Source organism: Bradyrhizobium sp. UNPA324, from assembly GCF_006658635.1.
In the GTDB taxonomy this organism is placed as follows: Bacteria; Pseudomonadota; Alphaproteobacteria; order Rhizobiales; family Xanthobacteraceae; genus Bradyrhizobium; species Bradyrhizobium nanningense.
In genome coordinates this window covers 2057668-2077056 of the sequence record NZ_LFJD01000004.1, presented here as the reverse complement: position 1 = coordinate 2077056, position 19389 = coordinate 2057668, and the positions used below count along the sequence as shown (strand labels likewise).

Annotated in this window: 18 protein-coding genes; 8 read left to right on the top strand and 10 right to left on the bottom strand. The window is 65.1% G+C overall.

Going from position 1 to position 19389, the window contains the following annotated elements; all coding sequences use genetic code 11:
* The first annotated feature begins 135 nt into the window (after positions 1-135).
* Complete coding sequence (locus tag UNPA324_RS10110; RefSeq protein WP_141934591.1) at positions 136-2415, top strand: fused MFS/spermidine synthase; 2280 nt, start codon at positions 136-138, stop codon at positions 2413-2415.
* A 145-nt stretch (positions 2416-2560) separates the two neighbouring features.
* Here the strand turns inward: UNPA324_RS10110 and UNPA324_RS10105 are convergent, their stop codons facing one another.
* Positions 2561-3556 (bottom strand): glycerophosphodiester phosphodiesterase, encoded by a 996-nt coding sequence (locus UNPA324_RS10105; RefSeq protein ID WP_141934590.1) that lies wholly within the window; start codon positions 3554-3556, stop codon positions 2561-2563.
* A 131-nt stretch (positions 3557-3687) separates the two neighbouring features.
* Between UNPA324_RS10105 and UNPA324_RS10100 the strand changes: the two genes are divergently transcribed.
* Positions 3688-4950, top strand: coding sequence for a hypothetical protein (locus UNPA324_RS10100; protein WP_141934589.1), 1263 nt, complete (start codon positions 3688-3690; stop codon positions 4948-4950).
* A gap of 37 nt (positions 4951-4987) precedes the next feature.
* Here UNPA324_RS10100 and UNPA324_RS10095 read toward each other — a convergent pair whose 3' ends face one another.
* Positions 4988-5785: a L,D-transpeptidase gene (locus UNPA324_RS10095; RefSeq protein ID WP_181769345.1), complete on the bottom strand. Its 798-nt coding sequence runs from the start codon at positions 5783-5785 to the stop codon at positions 4988-4990.
* A 328-nt stretch (positions 5786-6113) separates the two neighbouring features.
* Between UNPA324_RS10095 and UNPA324_RS10085 the strand changes: the two genes are divergently transcribed.
* Complete coding sequence (locus tag UNPA324_RS10085) at positions 6114-6440, top strand: hypothetical protein (RefSeq protein ID WP_141938804.1); 327 nt, start codon at positions 6114-6116, stop codon at positions 6438-6440.
* 56 nt (positions 6441-6496) lie between these two features.
* On the opposite strand, the gene UNPA324_RS10080 is transcribed toward UNPA324_RS10085, so the two are convergent.
* Together UNPA324_RS10080 and UNPA324_RS10075 are read right to left on the bottom strand one after the other, a co-directional pair.
* On the bottom strand, positions 6497-7258 hold the full coding sequence (locus UNPA324_RS10080; protein ID WP_141934587.1) for an ABC transporter permease: 762 nt from the start codon (positions 7256-7258) through the stop codon (positions 6497-6499).
* Complete coding sequence (locus tag UNPA324_RS10075; protein WP_141934586.1) at positions 7255-8178, bottom strand: ABC transporter ATP-binding protein; 924 nt, start codon at positions 8176-8178, stop codon at positions 7255-7257. The genes UNPA324_RS10080 and UNPA324_RS10075 overlap by 4 nt, the downstream gene beginning before the upstream one ends.
* Before the next feature lie 288 nt (positions 8179-8466).
* Between UNPA324_RS10075 and UNPA324_RS10070 the strand changes: the two genes are divergently transcribed.
* Positions 8467-9186, top strand: a complete 720-nt coding sequence (locus UNPA324_RS10070) for a hypothetical protein (RefSeq protein WP_141934585.1) — start codon at positions 8467-8469, stop codon at positions 9184-9186.
* Positions 9187-9253: 67 nt separating this feature from the next.
* On the opposite strand, the gene UNPA324_RS10065 is transcribed toward UNPA324_RS10070, so the two are convergent.
* Positions 9254-9844 carry a TMEM175 family protein gene (locus UNPA324_RS10065; protein WP_128918482.1) on the bottom strand — a complete coding sequence of 197 codons (591 nt, stop codon included), beginning with the start codon at positions 9842-9844 and terminating at the stop codon, positions 9254-9256.
* Between the two features lie 13 nt (positions 9845-9857).
* Positions 9858-10709 (bottom strand): alpha/beta fold hydrolase, encoded by an 852-nt coding sequence (locus UNPA324_RS10060; protein ID WP_128918481.1) that lies wholly within the window; start codon positions 10707-10709, stop codon positions 9858-9860.
* 127 nt (positions 10710-10836) lie between these two features.
* Here UNPA324_RS10060 and UNPA324_RS10055 point away from each other — a divergent pair, with 127 nt between their 5' ends.
* Together UNPA324_RS10055 and UNPA324_RS10050 are read left to right on the top strand one after the other, a co-directional pair.
* Entirely contained in the window at positions 10837-11454 is a 618-nt protein-coding gene (locus tag UNPA324_RS10055) for a CGNR zinc finger domain-containing protein (protein WP_181769344.1), read from the top strand.
* Between the two features lie 155 nt (positions 11455-11609).
* Positions 11610-12548: a LysM peptidoglycan-binding domain-containing protein gene (locus UNPA324_RS10050; protein WP_164936121.1), complete on the top strand. Its 939-nt coding sequence runs from the start codon at positions 11610-11612 to the stop codon at positions 12546-12548.
* 183 nt (positions 12549-12731) lie between these two features.
* On the opposite strand, the gene UNPA324_RS10045 is transcribed toward UNPA324_RS10050, so the two are convergent.
* Both UNPA324_RS10045 and UNPA324_RS10040 read right to left on the bottom strand, forming a co-directional pair.
* Positions 12732-13805: a tartrate dehydrogenase gene (locus UNPA324_RS10045; protein ID WP_141934583.1), complete on the bottom strand. Its 1074-nt coding sequence runs from the start codon at positions 13803-13805 to the stop codon at positions 12732-12734.
* Positions 13806-13826: 21 nt separating this feature from the next.
* A complete protein-coding gene (locus UNPA324_RS10040; RefSeq protein WP_141934582.1) occupies positions 13827-15125 on the bottom strand; it encodes an MFS transporter in 1299 nt (432 codons plus the stop codon).
* Positions 15126-15280: 155 nt separating this feature from the next.
* On the opposite strand from UNPA324_RS10040, the gene UNPA324_RS10035 reads away from it, so the two are divergent.
* Both UNPA324_RS10035 and UNPA324_RS10030 read left to right on the top strand, forming a co-directional pair.
* Positions 15281-16198 (top strand): LysR family transcriptional regulator, encoded by a 918-nt coding sequence (locus tag UNPA324_RS10035; protein WP_128918476.1) that lies wholly within the window; start codon positions 15281-15283, stop codon positions 16196-16198.
* 36 nt (positions 16199-16234) lie between these two features.
* A complete protein-coding gene (locus UNPA324_RS10030) occupies positions 16235-17059 on the top strand; it encodes an aspartate dehydrogenase (protein ID WP_141934581.1) in 825 nt (274 codons plus the stop codon).
* Positions 17060-17215: 156 nt separating this feature from the next.
* Here the strand turns inward: UNPA324_RS10030 and UNPA324_RS10025 are convergent, their stop codons facing one another.
* Complete coding sequence (locus UNPA324_RS10025) at positions 17216-18520, bottom strand: PQQ-dependent sugar dehydrogenase (protein ID WP_128918474.1); 1305 nt, start codon at positions 18518-18520, stop codon at positions 17216-17218.
* Positions 18521-18752: 232 nt separating this feature from the next.
* Entirely contained in the window at positions 18753-19379 is a 627-nt protein-coding gene (locus UNPA324_RS10020; RefSeq protein WP_018319663.1) for a methyltransferase family protein, read from the bottom strand.
* Positions 19380-19389: the final 10 nt, after the last annotated feature.

Genomic DNA, 19389 nt, shown 5'->3' with positions numbered 1-19389 from the left:
CGCATCGCCCCGGAACGACCCTCTAATATCAAGCAATCCTCGCTGCAACATCACGCGCCCCTTTATTGCCCGCTCAGGCGCCTTGTGCTCCATTGCGCGCGTCCGGCGCCCGCCGGGTTTTGAGCCGGAGCTTCCATGGATTCGATCGTGCAACCCGCCGCCACGGAGCAGCCGTCCGCCTCGCGCGACCGGCTGGTGCTGACGGTCTACACCGCTGCGATCTTCGTCAGCGCGCTGCTGTTGTTCTCGGTGCAGCCGCTGTTCACGAAGATGGTGCTGCCGCGGCTCGGTGGCTCGCCGGCAGTGTGGTCGGTGGCGATGGTGTTCTTCCAGTCGCTGCTGCTGGCGGGCTATGCCTATGCGCATCTGCTGATGCAGGTCAAAAACCGCACCGTTCCGGTGGCCGTGCATCTGGTGCTGCTGATGGCGGCCTTCGCTACGCTGCCGCTCGGCATCGCCTCGGCCTATGGCGAGCCGCCGGCGTCCGGTTATGCGTTCTGGCTGCTCGGGCTGTTCGTGGTCTCGATCGGCCTGCCGTTCTTTGCGCTCGCCGCCAACAATCCGCTGTTGCAGGCCTGGTTCGTCCGCACCGGCCATCCCGCCGGACACGATCCCTATTTCCTCTATGCCTCCTCCAACATCGGCAGCTTCCTCGCGCTGCTGTCCTATCCGTTCCTGCTGGAGCCGGTGTTCACGCTGCACACGCAGAACCGGCTCTGGACCGCAGGCTATGGCCTATTGATCCTCTTGATCGCGGTCTGCGGCGTGCTGCTGCTGCGCTCGCCGACGCTGCCGGTGGTCGATGCGCGCATCGAGGACGTCAATGCGCCGGCGCCAGCTTTCCTGACGCGGCTGCGCTGGATCTTCCTCGCCGCGGTGCCCTCGGGTCTGCTGATTGCGGTGACCGCGCATATCTCGACCGACGTCGCGGCAGCGCCGCTGCTGTGGGTGCTGCCGCTCTCGCTGTACTTGCTCACCTGGGTCGTCGTGTTCCAGTCGCGGCCGCTGCTGCCGCACAAATGGATGCTGATGCTGCAGCCGGTCGCGATCGCAGGGGTCATTGTCCTGCTCGCCTTCGGCGGCGAACAGAATCTGCTGTTGACCCTCGGCGGCCATCAATTGTGCTTCTTCGTCATCGCCATGGCCTGCCACGGCGAACTAGCGCGGACCCGGCCGGCCGCCAAATATCTCACCGGCTTCTATGTCGCGCTGTCGTTCGGCGGCATGGTCGGCGGGCTCTTTGCCGGCCTGGTCGCCCCGTTCACTTTCTCGTGGATCGCCGAATATCCGATCCTGATCGCGCTCGCGGCATTGTGCCGGCCGGCTGCGAACGAGCGGCTTGCCGGCATCGTCAAATGGTATTGGCTCGCACTCGCCGCGCTCGCGGTGGCGCTGGTTGTGCCCTCCATCACCACGGGCGGCCTCTCGACCTGGTTCGAGGATCACCGCGTCTGGGTCGCGGGCAGCGTCGGCGTGCTCGCCGCGCTGCTTGCGCTGGCGCTCAATGCCGGACGCTGGAAGATCTTTGCCACCGTCGTGCTCGCGCTGGCGTTGATCCGCATCTATCCCGCCGACGAGGGCCGCGTCACGACGGTGCGCAGCTTCTTCGGCGTGCATAAGATCGTGGTGACGCCCGGCGGCTACTTCCATGTGCTGATGCACGGCACCACCATTCACGGCGCCGAACGCTTCCGCAACAATGACGGCACACAGGTCGCCGGCCGGCCCGAGCCGATCACCTATTATCACAAGGACGGCGGCATCGGTCAGGCCGTCAGCGCGATCCGCGAACGCAAGGGCACTCCGCTCAAGGTCGCCGCGATCGGCGTCGGATCGGGCACGCTCGCCTGCGCTGCTGACCCCGGCGAGGACTGGAAATTCTTCGAGATCGACCAGTCGATGGTGGATGCCGCGCGTGATCCCAAAAATTTCCGCTACATCTCGAGCTGCATGCCGGATATGAAGCCCGTGATCGGCGATGCGCGGCTGACCTTCGCCAAGGAGGCCGGCGGCGCCTACGATCTGATCATCGTCGATGCCTATTCATCCGATGCGATCCCGATCCATCTCGCCACCGAAGAGGCGATGAAGATCTACAAGGACAAGCTCGCGCCGCACGGCGCCGTGGTGATGCACGTCTCCAACCGGCATCTCGATCTCGAGACCGTCGTGGTCGGCATTGCGGACGCCAACGATCTCAAGAGCTGGGTCTTCAACGAGGATTCCGGGCGAGATGGTGACTACATCTTCTCGACCGACGTCGTCATCTCCGCGCGGGAGGAGGCCGACATCGGCAGGCTCGCCGCCTCCAAATCGTGGGAGCAGACCGAAGCCGACGACAGGGTGCGGGTCTGGACCGACGACTATTCCAACATCCTGGGCGCGCTGTACCGGCGGCTGCGGGACGGGGAGTAGGCGCTGCGAATTGTTCTCGTGCCCCGGACGCTGCGCAGCACGAAGTGATGCGCTGCAGAGCCGGGGCCATCGCGCGGCTTGCTGGGTCCCGGCTCTGCGGAGCAGCCGTTGCACGCTGCACCGCGTCCGGGACACGAGACTGAGGCTACGGCTCGACCGGCGTCCCCGCCGGCAACGCAATCCCCTTTTCGCCGGCGACGTCACGCAACAGGTCGGGTCTGTCGGAAATGATCCCGTCGGCGCCGAGCTCGATCATGCGCGCCATGTCGTCGCGCTTGTTGACCGTCCACACCACAACGCGCAATCCGAGTCCGTGGGCCTCCGCGACGAGCGCCGCGGTCACATCGCCGAAATAGGGCGACCAGATCGCGCCGCCCGCCGCTTTGATCGTCCGCGGCAGCGAGCCGCCGTGATTGGCCGGGCTGAACCCGGCCGTCCAGTTCGTCGCCTTGTCCAGCGCCACCGTCTGGCCCGTGCCGCGTTGGAGCGTCAGGTACACCGTCGGCATCTTCGGTGCCTGCTGCTGGACCAGTTGCAAGGTCCGCCAGTCGAAGGACTGGATCATGACCCTGTCGGAAAACGCTTCGGACTCGATCAGTCCCAGCAGCTTCGTGACAAAGGCCTGCGGATCGAGCGTTTCGTCCTGATGGTTCGGGTCGATCTTGGTCTCGATGTTGAAGCGCACACGCGAGTTGCCGGACTTCCTTACCAGCGCGAACAGCTCGCTCAGGGTCGGAATCCGCGTCCCCGGCACGGCACGCTGGTCGGGGAATTGCTTCGCGTAAGCACTGTCCGGCCGGATCTGGCCGACGTCGTAGGTTCTGACCTCGTCCAGCCGCAGCTTGACGAAAGGGGTGCCGGGCGGAGTGATGTAAGCGCCGTCGGCATTGCGCGCGAGATCAGGATTGAGCCCGCGCTCATGCGAGACGACGATCTCGCCGTCCGCGGTCACGCCGACGTCGAGCTCCAGCGTGTCCACGCCCATCGACAGCGCGTTGGCGAAGGCAGGCAGGGTGTTTTCTGGCAACAGCGCCCGCCCACCGCGATGCGCCTCGAGATCGAAGGCCATATCAATAGCCATGGCTTGTCCTGCGGTGAGAACCGAGAGCACGGTCAGGATCGTTGCGGCACGTGACGGCATCAGGGTTCTCAGCCCGAGTGAAAAGCAGAGCTTATGAAATCTTTGCGCGTTTCGTCCAGTCTCGCGGTTGACGGCAGCCGTGGAAGGCGGAAACTGCCCCTCAAAAAGCAACGGTTCAGGGGGGCACGCACATGCGGCTTGTCTTCATCGGAGCGATGGCGGTTTTCATGATCGGACAGGCGGCAGCCAGGGACGCGCTCTCGGGCGCGAGTCTCTACGAAGATGTGGTGCGCTATGCCTCCTTCGGTCTGCACCGCTTCGGCTCTGCGGGCGATCGCGCGACCGCCGACTGGATCGCCGGCGAGCTGAAGCAGGCGAGTTTCGACGTCAGCTTCCAGCCTGTCGTGCTCGGCCGCCAATATGTCGTCGAGCAGGCCAGCGCCGAAGCTGGCGGCACGGTTGTCGAGGCGACGCCATTCTGGTGGCCGCCGGAGGACAGAGCTAGCTTCCATCTCAACGCGCCGCTCGCGCGGGATGGTGATGTCACCGGCAAGATTCTCTGGTTGGAGCTGCCGTTCGACCGGGGTGCCTATCTGGGGCCGATCCATCGTGCGGCCATCACGGCAGCGGCAGCGAAGAAGCCCGCGGCCATCCTGCTGATGATCGGAAATCCCGCCGACGACCGCTTCGCCTACAACGTCACGCAGGAGGATGCGCCCTGGCCGGTGCCGGTCATCGTGGTCGGAGCGAAGTCGCGGCCGGCGTTCGAGCGCGCACTCGCTGCGGGCACGTCTGTCACCTTCGACGTCAAGGGCCGTTACGAACGCGATGTCGCCGGCCGCAACGTCATCGCCGAGACGGGCACGGGCCGCGGGCCGACCATCGTCGTCTCGACGCCAATGACGGGCTGGTACACCTGCGTCTGCGAGCGCGGTCCGGGCATCGCCAACTTCCTTGCTCTTGCGCGCACCGTTGCTGCGGAAAAATGGCCGGCGCATTTCGTCTTCATCGCCACCGCCGGCCACGAGATCGGCCATGGCGGCATGGAGCTGTTCCTGAAGCACGGCGCGCCGGCGCCGAACGACACGCTGGCGTGGATTCACTTCGGCTCGTCGAACGCGTGCTACGCCTTCGCGGACGGCGCCCGCACCGATCGGCCCGAGGAAGAACGCTATCTCGTGCTCAGCAAATCCGCGGTTGCGCTGACCAACGAGGCCTTTGCCGGGGTCGCGGCGAAACGTCTGGTGACGGAGAAGCAGGCGGTCGGCGAATTGCGCGACGTGCACGCGGCGGGCTATGCCAATTTCCTTGGCATGGCGGGCCGCCATCGCACTTTCCACACGCCCTCGGACGAACTCTCAGTGACCGGACCCGAGATCCTGGAGCCGGTCGCGCGCGCCTTCGTCGATGCTGTGCGAAAGATCGTGGAGCGCGACAATGCCGCGTTCAGATAGCGCATGATCCGGAAACGATCATGCTCAGATAACAGCGTCAGTTCTGGTAATAATAGTCTCGCGGCTGATAAACCTGCCGCGGCTGCGGCTGATAATAGGTGCCCTGCTGGCCGTAGCCATGGTCGTAATAGGGCCGCGGCTGCTGCTGATAGACCTGCGCGTCATAGAGCGGGCGGGTGGCGGAACGCGGCGCCGGATAGCGCGCGCCGGTGTCGCTGCCGTCGGCGGGATAGATGTAATTGTCATCCTGCGGCATGTAGCGGCGGGCGGGCTGCGCCGGCGGCGTCAGGTTCACGGGATCACCCGTTGTGGCATATTGCTCTTCGGCGGGCTGTTGCGGAGCGCGGGCCACCGCAGCGTTGCCGCGGCCACGCGGATTGCGCGCCAGCGCCACCTGCGCTGAGCCGGTCAGCGTCACCGTGGTGTTGAGCACGCCCTGCTGCTGCACCAGCGCATAGAGTGTCGATGCGTTCTGACGCGACAGCCGCACGCAGCCATGCGACGCTGGCGAGCCCAGACGGCCGACTGAGTCGGTACCGTGGATGGCATGGCCGATCTTGGTGAAGAAGATCGCGTGCGGCATCGGCGCGTCGTCGAATTCCTTGGAGTAGTGATCCTCTTCCATCCGGAAGGCGCGGAAGGCACCGTTCGGCGTCTCGCGCGAGGGGATGCCTGTCGATACCGGCCAGTGATAGCGAGCCACGCCATCGACCGCGACGGTCATCTGCTGATTGTCCTTGTCGACGGTGATCTCGACCTTGGCCTGCGCGCTGCCCGCGCTCAAAAGCATCAGGGATGTGAAAGCAATGAAAAATGAACGCATCTGGAAACGCATTTGGATCCTGGCCTCCGGCCTCGTCACGCTAGCCGCCGCGGCTCTCCGTCCCCGGCATGCAATATGCCTTTAATCCGGCTTTCGTTCCAGCGGCCTGCCAAGCTAACCTTTCTGCCATCGTTAACGCGATGCGGGGCGTAAGCAAGGCCGCTTTGTGCCGCGCCGCGCGCGACGGCGCTGACATTTCCGCGAGCAAGGCGTGTGTTCACAACGCCGACAATTCGTCATAAAGGCGCAACCACCCGGCTGCCCCGGGCGTTGACGATGGCCTGCTTCGACAGGCGGCTTTCGCCGCCATTCACCCTTCGTAATCTCCTTGGGACCGAAGATGAACAAAGCCCGTCTCACCACCGCGCCATTGCCGGCCAGTTTGCCCGCCCGCCTGCTATTCGCAGCTGCCGCCTTCCTGCTCGCGCTGCTGTCACTGCCGCAAGCCAGCCACGCCCAGGGCATCGTGCGTGGCGCCCAGGAAGGCTCCTATGAGGGCAACCGGATCGGCGGTCCCGTGGGCGGTGCAGTCGGAGGCGTCGTCGGTGCCGGTGTCGGCGGCGCCGTTGGTGCAGTCGAGGGGGTGCTCGGCATTCCCCACCGTCATTACCGCCACCGCTGTCGCGGGTATTACGACGGGTATCACCACTTCCACTGCTACAGGTGAGTCCACCGCCGTCATTCCGGGCTCGTGCTTCGCACGGCCCGGAATGACAGTTGGAGTCAATTCTTCAGCCGATACCCGGTGCGGAAGATCCACCAGATCACGACCAGGCAGATCACCAGGAATGCAATCGTCATGCCGATGCTGACGGCGACGCTGACGTCGGCGATTTCGTAAAAGCTCCAGCGGAAGCCTGAGATCAGATAGACCACCGGGTTGAGCAGCGCCACCGTGCGCCAGGTGGGCGGCAGCATGTCGATGGAATAGAAGCTGCCGCCGAGGAAGGTCAGCGGCGTCACCACCAGCATCGGGATCATCTGCAGCTTCTCGAAGCCGTCGGCCCAGATGCCGATGATGAAGCCGAACAGGCTGAACGTCACCGCCGTCAGCACCAGGAAGGCCAGCATCCAGATGGGATGATGGATGTGCAGCGGCACGAACAGGCCGGCTGTCGCCAGGATGATCAGGCCCAGAATGATCGACTTGGTCGCGGCGGCGCCGACATAGCCGAGCACGATCTCGAAGTAGGAAATCGGCGCCGACAGGATCTCGTAGATCGTGCCGGTGAATTTCGGGAAGTAGATGCCGAACGAGGCGTTGGCGATGCTCTGCGTCAGCACCGAGAGCATGATCAGGCCCGGCACGATGAAGGTGCCGTAGCTGACGCCCTCGACCTGGCTGATGCGCGAGCCGATCGCGGCGCCGAAGACCACGAAATAGAGCGAAGTCGAGACCACCGGCGAGACGATGCTTTGCAGCAGCGTGCGCCAGGTGCGCGCCATTTCGAACAGGTAGATGGCGCGGATGGCGCGATGGTTCATGACGTCCTCACGAGGTCGACGAAGATGTCCTCGAGCGACGATTGCGTCGTGTCGAGATCGTTGAAGCGGATGCCGGCGGTGCGGAGGTCGCCGAGCAGGCTGGTGATGCCGGTGCGCTCGCCCTTTGTGTCGTAGTCGTAGACCAGTGTCGCGCCGTTATCGCAGAGCTCGAGCTCGTAATGATGAAGGTTTTCCGGCAGCGCGGCGATCTTGCCCTGCAGATGCAAGGTCAGCCGCTTCTTGCCGAGCTTCTGCATCAAGGTCGTCTTGTCCTCGACCAGCACGATCTCGCCCTTGTTGATGACGCCGATGCGGTCGGCCATCTCCTCGGCTTCCTCGATGTAATGGGTGGTGAGGATGATGGTGACGCCGGATTGCTGAAGCGTGCGCACCACCTCCCACATGCCCTTGCGCAGCTCGACGTCGACGCCGGCGGTGGGCTCGTCCAGGAACAGGATCTGCGGTTCGTGCGACAGCGCTTTGGCGATCATCACGCGGCGCTTCATGCCGCCGGAGAGCGTGATGATCTTGTTGTCCTTCTTGTCCCACAGCGAGAGGTCCTTCAGCACTTTCTCGATGTGCGCAGGATTCTTCGGCTTGCCGAACAGGCCGCGGGAGAAGCTCACGGTTGCCCACACGCTCTCGAAGGCGTCGGTGTGCAATTCCTGCGGCACCAGGCCGATCAGCGAACGCGCCTTGCGGTACGAGGTCTGGATGTCCTCGCCGCCGACGAGGACGCGGCCCTCGCTCGGGTTGGCGATGCCGCAGATGATGGAGATCAGTGTCGTCTTGCCGGCGCCGTTCGGCCCGAGCAGCGCGAAGATCTCGCCGCGCTTGATGTCGAGATTGACGTTCTTGAGCGCCTTGAAGCCGGACCCATAGGTCTTCGACAGATTGGCGACGGAGATGATGGAGGACATGATGGCCGCAAGGCTGAGGGGGCAAACGCCGGGGGGAGGGGGCCGGACCGGTCCCGAAAGGGAGGTCAGCGGAGCCCTGAAATAGGAACGCACTTGCCTGCCCGCAATTCCCCGGAGAAAAATGGTCTCAAAACAGGCCCTTCGGGGGCAGGTTTCAGGCAAGTGTTGCGCGATGGTCACGGGCTGTGGCTAAGATTGCCGTTCACGCGGCTCTTTGTTGCGTCTGCGAGCAGGCCATGGCTACGATTCCGGCCAATCGCAAAGCGTATGTCCCCAGGGAAAACATCGATGAGACCGAACGGCCGTCACACCGCCGGCGCCAGCCAGTTGTCCGCCCTCCGCGTCTGGGCGGTGGGCCTGCTCCTGCTGTCAGCTGTTGCCATCAACCCGACCCCCGTCAGGGCCGCGCCGAGCCAGGCCGCGACCGCGACCACCCACGTCTATCTACTCCGTGGCGTGCTCAATATCTTCTCGCTCGGGCTCGACACGATCGGCGCCCGGCTGCAGGCGCAGGGCATCCCGGTGACCGTCGCCAATTTCGTGTCCTGGTCCTCGCTCGCCGACGAAGCCGCGACTGCCTACAAGGCCGGCCGCCTCAAGACCATCGTCCTGGTCGGCCATTCCTCCGGCGCGACCGCGCTGCCCGACATGATCGCCAAGCTCAACCAGCTCGGCGTGCCCGTGAAGCTCGCGATCGGTCTCGATTCCGTGTTCAAGACCAAGCTCTCGACCGGCGCGGAGCGCTACATCAACATCTATATCGGCGACGGTCCCGGCGAGCCGGTACGGGCCGCGCAGGGCCTGCGCGGCAAGCTCGACAATGTCGACGTGCGCGGCACCGGCGTCGGCCACATCTCGATTGACAAGAACGAGGCGATCCAGCGCCGCGTCATCGCCGAGATCGACGCCGCGATCATGCGCTCGCGCGCTCCGGCCTTGCCGGTCGCCGAACACGGCGCGCCGCGGCAGGCGCGCTCGGCGGCAGCGGCCGCTCCGGCGAGGAACTGAAACCTGCCAAAGCAGCTCGAGACTTCGTCTGTGCCGCCGTCAACCTCGGGTTGACGGCGGCATTGCTCTATGGCCGGTCCTCGCCGCCTGGCGCTTCCGGCTTCAGGTAGACGATCAGGCAGCAGCAGCACAGTGCAAGTCCGGCAACAGGGTATCTCAGGGCCACGGCCGCTGCGAATGCGAAGATCGCGAGCGTGACGACCGAGCGGATCCGCATGATCCTGCGCTCGCGCGGCGGGACCTCGTCCGCCGGCGCCCGCCCGACGAGGTCGAAGATCAGCGCGACATAGGTCGCGTTCACCAGGAAGAACACCGCGGCGTAGAACGCGACCGGCTGCGGTGCGAGCTCGCTGACCGCCATCCAGGCCGTGGAGAGCGGCAGCAGAGATACCGAGAACAGGTGCGCGAAGTTGAACCACATCAGCCGCGGCGTCGCTTCGCTCGCATAGCGCATCAGATGGTGATGGTTGGCCCATACGATCGCGATGAAGACATAGCTGACGGCATAAGAGAGCCATGTCGGCCAGAGCGCCAGCAATGCCGCAAAAGTCGGAATTTCGGGCGGACGCAGCTCCAGCACCAGCACTGTGATCAGGACGGCGAACACGCCGTCCGAAAATGCGCTCAGTCGTTCCGGAGATCGCCTCGTATGGGCCATGGCCAGGCTCCCGTCATTTCAGGAACGCGCGAATGCTCTCCGCGATCTCCCTTGCATGCGTCTCCAGCGCGAAATGGCCGGTGTCGAAGAACTGGACAACCGCGTTGGGATTGTCGCGCTTGAACGCCTCAGCGCCGGGCGGGATGAAGAACGGATCATTCTTGCCCCACACCGCAAGAAACGGCGGCTTGTGCTTGCGGAAATAGTCCTGGAATGCGGGATAGAGCGCGACGTTGCTCTTGTAATCGCCGAACAGGTCGAGCTGCACCTCGTCGGAGCCCGGCCGCGCCAGGTAGAAATTGTCGAGGTTCTGCCCGTCCGGCGACACAATCGCCGGATTGGGGACGCCGTGCGTGTATTGCCAGCGCGTCGCTTCCGGCGTGAGGAAGGCGCGCAGCGCCTCGCGGTTCGCCGGAGAAGGATCCTGCCAATAGGCCTTGATCGGAGTCCAGCCGTCGCTGAGGCCGTCTTCATAGGCGTTGCCATTCTGCGAGATGATCGCCGTGATCCGCTCGGGATGGCGTAGCGCGAGCCGAAATCCGGTCGGCGCGCCATAATCGAAGACGTAAACGGCAAAGCGATCGAAGCCGATCACTTCAGTGAATCGCTCGATCACGCGTGCGACGTTGTCAAAGGTGTAATTGAAGGTTTCGCGCGCAGGCATGTCGGACTGGCCGAAGCCGGGCAGGTCCGGCGCCACGATGTGAAATCTGTCCGCGAGCGGCGGGATCAGGTCGCGGAACATGTGGCCGGCGCTCGGGAAGCCGTGCAGCAGCAGCAGCTTCGGCGCGTCCTTAGGGCCGGCCTCCCGATAGAACACCTTGAAGCCGTCGACGTCTGCGGTGCGGTAGGTAATCGCGGTCATGGATGGTCTCCCATTTTGTAACCTGTTAAATCCGCTTTTAGAGGTTAGTTCCGTCAATAGTAACTTGTCAACGGCGATTTTAGTGGTTACCTGGTTGTTGCCGTTTGCCGGCAGCCAGGACCCGCTCATGGACAGACCGCCCGCCATGTTTATCGCCGACTCGCTCGGCCTCGATTTCCTCAACTCGGTCGCAACACCGATCGACACGCCCGTCGACTGGATCGACGATGGCGAAGGCCTGATCGACTGGCTGTCGCAGGCGAAGCTGGTACCGGCGGAGGAGCTGGATGCGCTGAAGGCGCGGGTGAGGCGGGGTGAGCTCGACGAGGTGGCCGACCAGACCCGTGCCTTGCGCGAGTGGTTCAGGGGCTTCGTTCTGAAGCATGCGGGGCGGCCGCTGACCGCGCAGGCGTTGCAAGAGCTCGGCCCGTTGAACAGTTTGCTCGGGCGCGACGAAGCCTTCAGTCGGATCGAGCCCGCGCAGGAGGGCGGCGGCGTCCTCGCGCTACAAAGGAAGAGGCGCTGGCGATCACCGGAAGCGCTGATGCTGCCGGTTGGTGAAGCGTTAGCGAAGCTGGTGTGTGAGGAGGACTTTTCGAACGTGAAGGCGTGCGAGGGCCATAACTGCACAATGGTGTTCGCCGATCACACCCGCAGGCATGCACGGCGATGGTGCATCATGGCGGTCTGCGGCAACCGCGCCAAGCAGGCCGCACATCGGAGCCGGCTCAAGAGCAGGCAATGAGGGATCGGGCGCGTCCTCGTCCGTGCGATCACGGGGCTTTGATATGCGCGGCGGTGCGTCGTGCCCCAGTTCCCGTGCCCCAAAATCCGCTAAATCGGTCGTCACTAAGCCGGTTGGGGGAGAGGACCTTCTCCCGTGGTGGGACTGCTGGACTGATGATCGATCTGAGGCGACTCCTCGCGCTGGCAGCCGTTGCACTGCTCGCCCTGGGCCCCGGCATGGCCGCTGCCTCACCCGCCAAGTCCAAGACCACGGCGGCCGTACCTGCCGCGCCGCCGCCCCCGCCGTTCGAGCCATTGCCGCCGCCGAAGATCTACCTGTTCCGTGGTGCCATGGGACCGATCTTCTCGACCGGCATGGACCGGCTCGAGGAGAAGCTGACAAAGGCCGGCTTTTCGGCCAACGTCTATGAATTCACCATCTGCCGATGGATCGGCGATCGCGCCATCGCCAGCTACAAGGAAAGCCCGGCGCCGATCGTGCTGATCGGCCACTCCATGGGCGGGCTGTGCTCGATCGTCATCTCCGAGATGGCGGCCAAGGAGAATATCCCGATCAGCCTCGTCATCGCCATCGATCCCGCGCACGCGACTGGCGACGTGCCGCTCAATGTCGAGCGCTTCATCAACATCTTCCTGTCCGACAGCGTGCTCGGCGGCGGCGACGTCGTCGCGGTCCCCGGCTTTCGCGGCCACTATGCGAGCTACGACCTGAAGGAAAACGCGCGCGTCTCGCACATCAACATCGAGAAGTCCGACGACATCCATCGCCAGATCGTCGAGATGGTGACGCAGCTGCCGCGCATTCCGCCGCAGACCGAGGCCGATGCCGTGCCGCTGCGCTATCTCGTGCCTGCGGATACGTTGGTCGAATTGTGGGACTCCGGTGTGCGCGTTCCGGTGCGCCGCGGCGACACCATGGAGAGCATCGCCGCCGCCAATCGCGTTCCGCTGTGGACGCTCGCGCAGAGCAATTCGCTTGCAGAGAATGCACCGCTCACGCCGGGACAAACCATCATCGTCCCGCGCCACCTGGCGCCGCCCGAGCCTGCAGCCGCGATGGCAGCGCCGCCGGCTCCGGCGAGGCGGAAGTAGAGGAAGTTCTTCGCCTCTCCCCGCTTGCGGGGAGAGGCCGGAATTTGAAGGCACATTCCGGGTGAGGGGGAGCCTCCGCGAGTCCGTCTGCCACTATTTTTTGCGGAAGCAGCTCCTCACCCCAACCCTCTCCCCGTAAAAACGGGGCGAGGGAGCCGACCGTCGCTGCGGCGCCAGCTTGCCTCACACATTCGCCCCGTGGATCGCGTCGATCACGGCGTCCGTGACCTCCTTCGTCGTTGCCTTGCCGCCGACGTCGGGCGTCAGCACGCCGGTCGCGCAGACGCGCTCGACGGCCGCCATCAGCCGTGACGCGGCGTCCTTCTCGCCGAGATGCTCGAGCATCTGCGCGCCGGTCCAGAAGGTCGCGACCGGGTTGGCGATGCCCTTGCCTGTGATGTCGAAGGCCGAGCCGTGGATCGGCTCGAACATCGAGGGGAAGCGGCGCTGCGGATCGATATTGCCGGTCGGCGCGACGCCGAGGCTTCCCGCCAGCGCGCCGGCGAGATCGGAGAGGATGTCGGCGTGCAGATTGGTCGCGACGATGGTGTCGAGACTCTTCGGATGCAGCGTCATGCGCACGGTCATGGCGTCGACCAGCATCTTGTCCCAGGTCACGTCGGGGAATTCGGTCGCGACTTCTGCGGCGATCTCGTCCCACATCACCATGCCGTGGCGCTGGGCGTTCGACTTGGTCACGACGGTCAGGAATTTGCGCGGGCGCGACTGCGCGAGCTGGAACGCATAGCGCATGATGCGGGTGACGCCGACACGGGTGAACACTGCAACTTCGGTGCCGACCTCTTCCGGCAGGCCCTTGTGCGCGCGACCGCCCATGCCGGCATATTCGCCTTCCGAATTCTCGCGCACGATCACCCAATCGAGATCGCCGACGCCGACATTGCGCAGCGGCGAGGCGACGCCGGGCAGGATTTTTGTCGGCCGAACATTGGCGTATTGGTCAAAGCCCTGGCAGATCGGCAGGCGCAGGCCCCACAATGTGATGTGATCGGGCACGTCGGGCGCGCCGACCGCGCCGAAATAGATCGCGTCGAACTTCTTCAGCTCAGCGAGGCCGTCGGCCGGCATCATGACGCCGTGCTTCTTGTAATAGTCCGAGCCCCAGTCGAACGTCTTGACGTTGAAGGCAAGGTCGCCGCCGCGCTTTGCCAGAGCCTCCAGCACGCGGATTCCGGCCGAGATCACCTCGGGGCCGATGCCGTCGGCGGGGATGGCTGCGATCGAATGGGTGCGCATGGAAATGCTCCGTTTGAGAGATCAGTGGGATTGTGGGACGGGTTCGACCGGCGCAGTTTTCGCGCGCGACAATAGCAGGGTCAGGACCGCCGAGAGAACGAGCAGGCCGCTGACGAAATAGAGGCCGCCGACGAAGCTGCCGGTCTGGTCCTTGATCCAGCCGATCATTGCAGGGCCGACGAAGCCGCCGAGATTGCCGATCGAGTTGATGGTGGCGATGCCGGCCGCCGCCGCGGGGCCGGACAGGAACAGCGTCGGCATGCTCCACAGCGGCGGCTTTGCCGAGGAGATACCGATGTTGACCAATGTCAGCGCGGTCAGCACGGCAACCACGCCGGCCGCAAGCCCGGCATAGGCGAGGCCGGCGGCGGCGATCAGGCAGGCCCACACGACATGCCAGGTGCGTTCGCCGCTGCGGTCCGAGTGCCGCGCCCATAGGATCATGGCGACGACGGCGGCGGTTGCCGGCAGTGCATTGAGGAAGCCGACCTGGAGCGAGGACATGCCGAACTGCTTGATGATCTGCGGCGCCCAGACGCCGAGCGTGTAGAGGCCGGCCGAAGTGCCGAAATAGATCAGCGACAGCGCCAGCACGCGCGGATCGGCGAGCCCGCGCCAGATGCTGTGGCTCGCGCTCGCGGCCTTGCTGGTGGTCTCCACGTTCATGGTCTCGACCAGCCAGCGCCGCTCGTCCTCCGCGAGCCATTTTGCCTTCTCGGGGCGGTCGGTCAGAAAACCGAGCACGACGAAGCCGAGCAGCACGGCCGGCAGTGCTTCGAGCCCGAACAGCCATTGCCAGCCCTTGAAGCCGAAGAGGCCGTCCATCTCGAGCAGCGCGCCCGAGATCGGCGAGCCCAGCACGGTCGAGAGCGGGGCGGCGGCCATGAACAGTGCGGTGACCGCGGCGCGCTGGCGCGCCGGAAACCAATAAGAGAGATAGAGGATGATGCCGGGGAAGAAGCCGGCCTCGGCGACGCCGAGCAGGAAGCGCAGGACGTAGAAGCTGGTCGGCCCCTGCACGAACGCCATCGCCGCCGAGACGAGGCCCCAGGTGATCATCACCCGTGCGATCCAGATCCGCGCACCGATCTTGTGCAGGATGATGTTGGAGGGCACCTCGAACAGGAAATAGCCCCAGAAGAAGATGCCGGCGCCGAAGCCATAGACCGCGGGGGACAGGCCGATGTCCTTGTTCATCGTCAGCGAGGCGAAGCCGATATTGACGCGGTCGATGAAGGCCACGAAGTACAGCAGCATGATGAAGGGAACGATGCGCCAGGTGATCTTGCGCAGCACGCGCGTCTGAATCTCGCTCGCCACCTTGGCCTCCTCGGTGCTGGTTTGTCGTTGTGTCGACGGACCTGGAGGTCTACGCCGGCCATGAGCCTAGGCGGGGGGAAGAGGCATACTCAATCGGCGCTGGTTTATACAAAAAAATGATATAATCCTCGCCGGGCGAGACGAGAGGACCTTCAATGGAATTGCATCAGCTTCGATGCTTCGTGGCGGCGGCCGAACAGCTGCATTTCGGCCATGCGGCGCAGCAGCTCCAGATGCTGCCCTCGGCGCTCGGCCGGCAGATCAGGTTGCTGGAGCAGGATCTGGGCACGCGGCTGTTCGCCCGGACGACGCGCGCAGTGTCGCTCACCGAGGACGGCACGACGCTGCTGCGCGATGCCCGCGCCATCCTCGCCAAGGTCGAGGCGGTCGAGAGCAGTCTGCGCAGCCGCTCCCGCGCCGGCACTGCGCGGCGGCTGCGGATCGGCGCCGTCGACAGCGCGGCGGCAGGGTTGCTGCCGCCGCTGCTGCGTGATTTCCGCGCCAGGCATCCGGACATCGCGGTGCAGCTCCTCGAGGACAAGACGGTCCGACTGCTGCCGAAGATCCTGACCGGTGCGCTCGATCTCGCCTTTGTCCGCCCGCCCGATCGTGCGGACAAGCGGCTCGAATTCCGCGATCTGCTCCAGGAGAGTGCGATCGTGGCGTTCCCGCAGCGGCATGCGCTGGCCAGGCGCAAGTCGGTCACGCTGGCCGACATCGCCGACGAGGCGATGCTGGTGCCGGACCGCCGCTCGCGGCCGCATAGCCATGATCTCACGATCAAGCTGTTCGAGCAGGCTGGACTGACGCCACGCATCGTACAGGTCGCCGACGAGAAGCAGACCATCATCAATCTGGTGGCCACGAAGCTCGGCGTTGCGATCGTGCCCCGCTGGACCACGCGGATGGCGGTGTCGGGGGTGCGTTTCGTGCCGCTCCGGCCGAAGCAGAGCGGTCCCGTCGGCCGGCTGCCGCTCGCCGCCGCCTGGCTGCGCGGCTCGCGCGATCCAGCGCGCGATGCCATTCTGGCGGTGCTGGAGGCGCGCCTGCGCAACTATGCGCGGGAGGCGTGACGGTTTAAGACATTGGACCGGACAGAGGGGGACGCGATGACGGATCAAAGGGCAAAGAGCGATCTGCGAGTTGCCATTGCCGGGTTAGGCTCGATCGGCACCAAGATCGCGACCGCGCTCGATCAAGGCATCGAGGGGCTGACGCTGTCGGCTGTCGCGGTGCGCGATCCCGCCAAGCATCAGGCTTTCATCGGCGGCCTGCGCCGCCCGCCGCAGGTGCTGTCGATCGAGCAGCTCGGCGAGGCCGCCGACATCGTGGTCGAATGCGCGCCGAGCCATCATCTGCGTTCCATCGTCGGGCCGGCGGTGAGGCGCGGCAAGGCCGCAATCGTGGTCAGCGTCGGCGGCCTGCTCGACAATTTCGATCTCGTCGATCTCGCCCGCGCCAACGGCGGCCGCATCATCGTGCCGACCGGCGCGCTGATCGGGCTCGATGCCGTCAACGCCGCCGCAATCGGCACCATCCATTCGGTGAAGATGGTGACGCGTAAGCCGATCGACGGGTTGAAGGGCGCACCGTTCATTGTACAGAACAACATCGACATCGACAATTTGCGCGAGCCGCTGAAATTGTTCGAGGGCAGCGCGCGCGAAGCCGCAAAAGGCTTTCCGGCGAACGTCAATGTCGCCGTTGCGCTGTCGCTGGCGGGCATCGGACCCGATCGGACCCAGATCCAGGTCTGGGCCGACCCGACCGTGACGCGCAACGTTCACCGCATCGAGGTCGAGGCGGATTCGGCGCGGTTCTCGATGGGCATCGAGAACATCCCGTCCGAAAATCCCAAGACCGGGTTGATCACCGCGCTGTCCGTGATCGCGCTGCTGCGGAAGCAGCGCGCCACGCTGTGTGTGGGGACGTAATGGGGTGAGGCCCGACCTGCCTCAATGGCGGCGCGCTCTATCACCGTCATCCTTCGAGGCGCGCCATGGGACGTGGTGCGTCCCATGCCTCGCACCTCAGGATGACGGAAGGCAGATGCGATCGCCGTGGCGCCTGCCTCAAGATATTAGGTCCGGTTACGCGCCCGTCACGCGCCAGATCACGTTGCCGACGTCGTCGGCCATCAGCAGCGACTTCTTGTCGGGGCCGATTGCGACGCCGACCGGGCGACCGTAGGATTCCTTTTCGTCGGGGGACAGGAAGCCCGATAGGATGTCGCGACCGGGACCGGACGGCTTGCCGTTCGCGAACGGGATGAACACCAGCTTGTAGCCGGACAGCTTGCTGCGATTCCATGAGCCGTGCTGGCCGATCACCATGCCGTCTCCGAAGCCGGGCAGGGTCCCTGCCGGCATCCAGCACAGGCCGAGCGAAGCGGTGTGGCCGCCGAGCGCATAGTCCGGTTGAAGCGCCTTGACGACCATCGCCGGATCCTGCGGCACGCGGTCGTCCACCGTCTTGCCCCAGTAGCAATAGGGCCAGCCGTAGAAACCGCCGTCGCGCACCGCGGTCAGGTAATCCGGCGGCGTCTCGTCGCCGAGGCCGTCGCGCTCGTTGACGACGGTCCAGAGCGCATTCGTGTTCGGCTCCCAGGCAAGGCCGACGGGATTGCGAAGGCCGGCGCCGAAAATGCGATGCGTGCCGGCAGCAAGATCGAGCTCGTAGACCGCGGCACGGCCTTCCTCGACCTCCATGCCCATCTCGGCGATGTTGGTGAGCGAGCCGACGCCGGCATAGAGCTTCTTGCCGTCGGGACTTGCGAGCAGGCTGCGCGTCCAGTGGCCGCCCGGCTTGAAGGTGGTGAGCCGTTTGCCCGGCGCGGTGATGCGGTCGTCATTTGCGACGTAAGGGAAGGCCATCACCCCATCGGTGTTGCCGACGTAAAAAGTGTCGCCGACCAGCGCCATGCCGAACGGCTGGTTGAGATTTTCCATGAAGGCGCCGCGATGTTCGGCGACGCCGTCGCCGTCCTTGTCGCGCAGCAGCGTGATGCGGTTGGCGGAGACGCCGAGCGCCGCGGCGCGGCGCATCGTCGCCTGCATCGCATAGTGAAACACGCTGCGCGGGGCGCCTGCGATCTGCGTCGCCTCCGCAATCAGCACATCGCCATTCGGCAGCACCTCGATCCAGCGCGGATGGTCGAGGCCGGTGGCGAACGCATTGACCTTGAGACCCGGTGCGACGGTCGGCCTCTGGCCCTCGCTCCAGCCGCGCGCGGTCGGCATCTTCAAGGTCGGGATCGCGCCTTGCGGCTTCGCTTCGGGGATCGCGGGGGTCTGGCCCCAGGCCGGCGCGGGCTCGGTGCCCGTCATCTTGCGCCATTGCAGTGCGATGCCGCCGAGAATCGCGACGAACTGCGCGAAGATGCTGGAGAAGGTCATGAGAAGCCCCTATTTGCGCGCGCATCCAACTGGCTGACGGGGCCGGCGTCAACCGGTGTGGCCCTCCGCCGGGGTCTATTCCCGCGGAATGGCAGCCGATCGAATTTGCATGGGACGAGCGCCGACAGGTGTCCTTCGAGGCTTGCCTCGCGATGCTTGCGCATCGCGAACCTCGCACCTCAGGATGACGGGACTAATAGGGGCGTCGCACGAGAAAGCGGAAGGCTCGCCCTCACCGGGGCGACAAAAACGGGATGATCATCGGCACGCGGCGGCAATAGGCGCCGTAGGCGTCTTCGCCGAGCTCCTTGGAGAGGAACACCTCTTCCATCCGGCCCTTCTGCCACATGCCGAGCGAGATCAGGATCGCGCCGAGGATCGTCGTTACGAGGCCGATTGCGATGCCGGTGACGAGCATGCCGAAGATCAAGCCGGTGTAGATCGGGTGACGCACGATGCCGTAGGGGCCGGTGTCGATAACGCGGTGATCTTCTTTGTGGGTGATGGTGTTCGACCAGAATTTTCCGAGATGCAACCGGCCCCACCAGGCGAAGGCGATGCCGGCTGCCGAGAGGACCGCGGCGATGTAGATGCCGGTGTTGCCGAGCACCCAAAGCGGCTTCCAGCCCAGGAGCTGGGCAACCCACGGCGTGTACAGGATGCCGCCGACCAGGATCGGCAGGCGATAGCGCTGCGACTCCAGCGTCATGACCTGCTTCTTGGTCCGCCCCTGCCAGAACGAGGCGCCGACCCAACTGGCGAGAAAGGCGAGCCAGACCAGGGCCAGGAGTTCGGTCGGCCAGGCTGTGGTCCAGCCACCCCAGGCGACAGAGAGAAGCTTGCTGAAATCGAAGGACATGAAGGTTCTT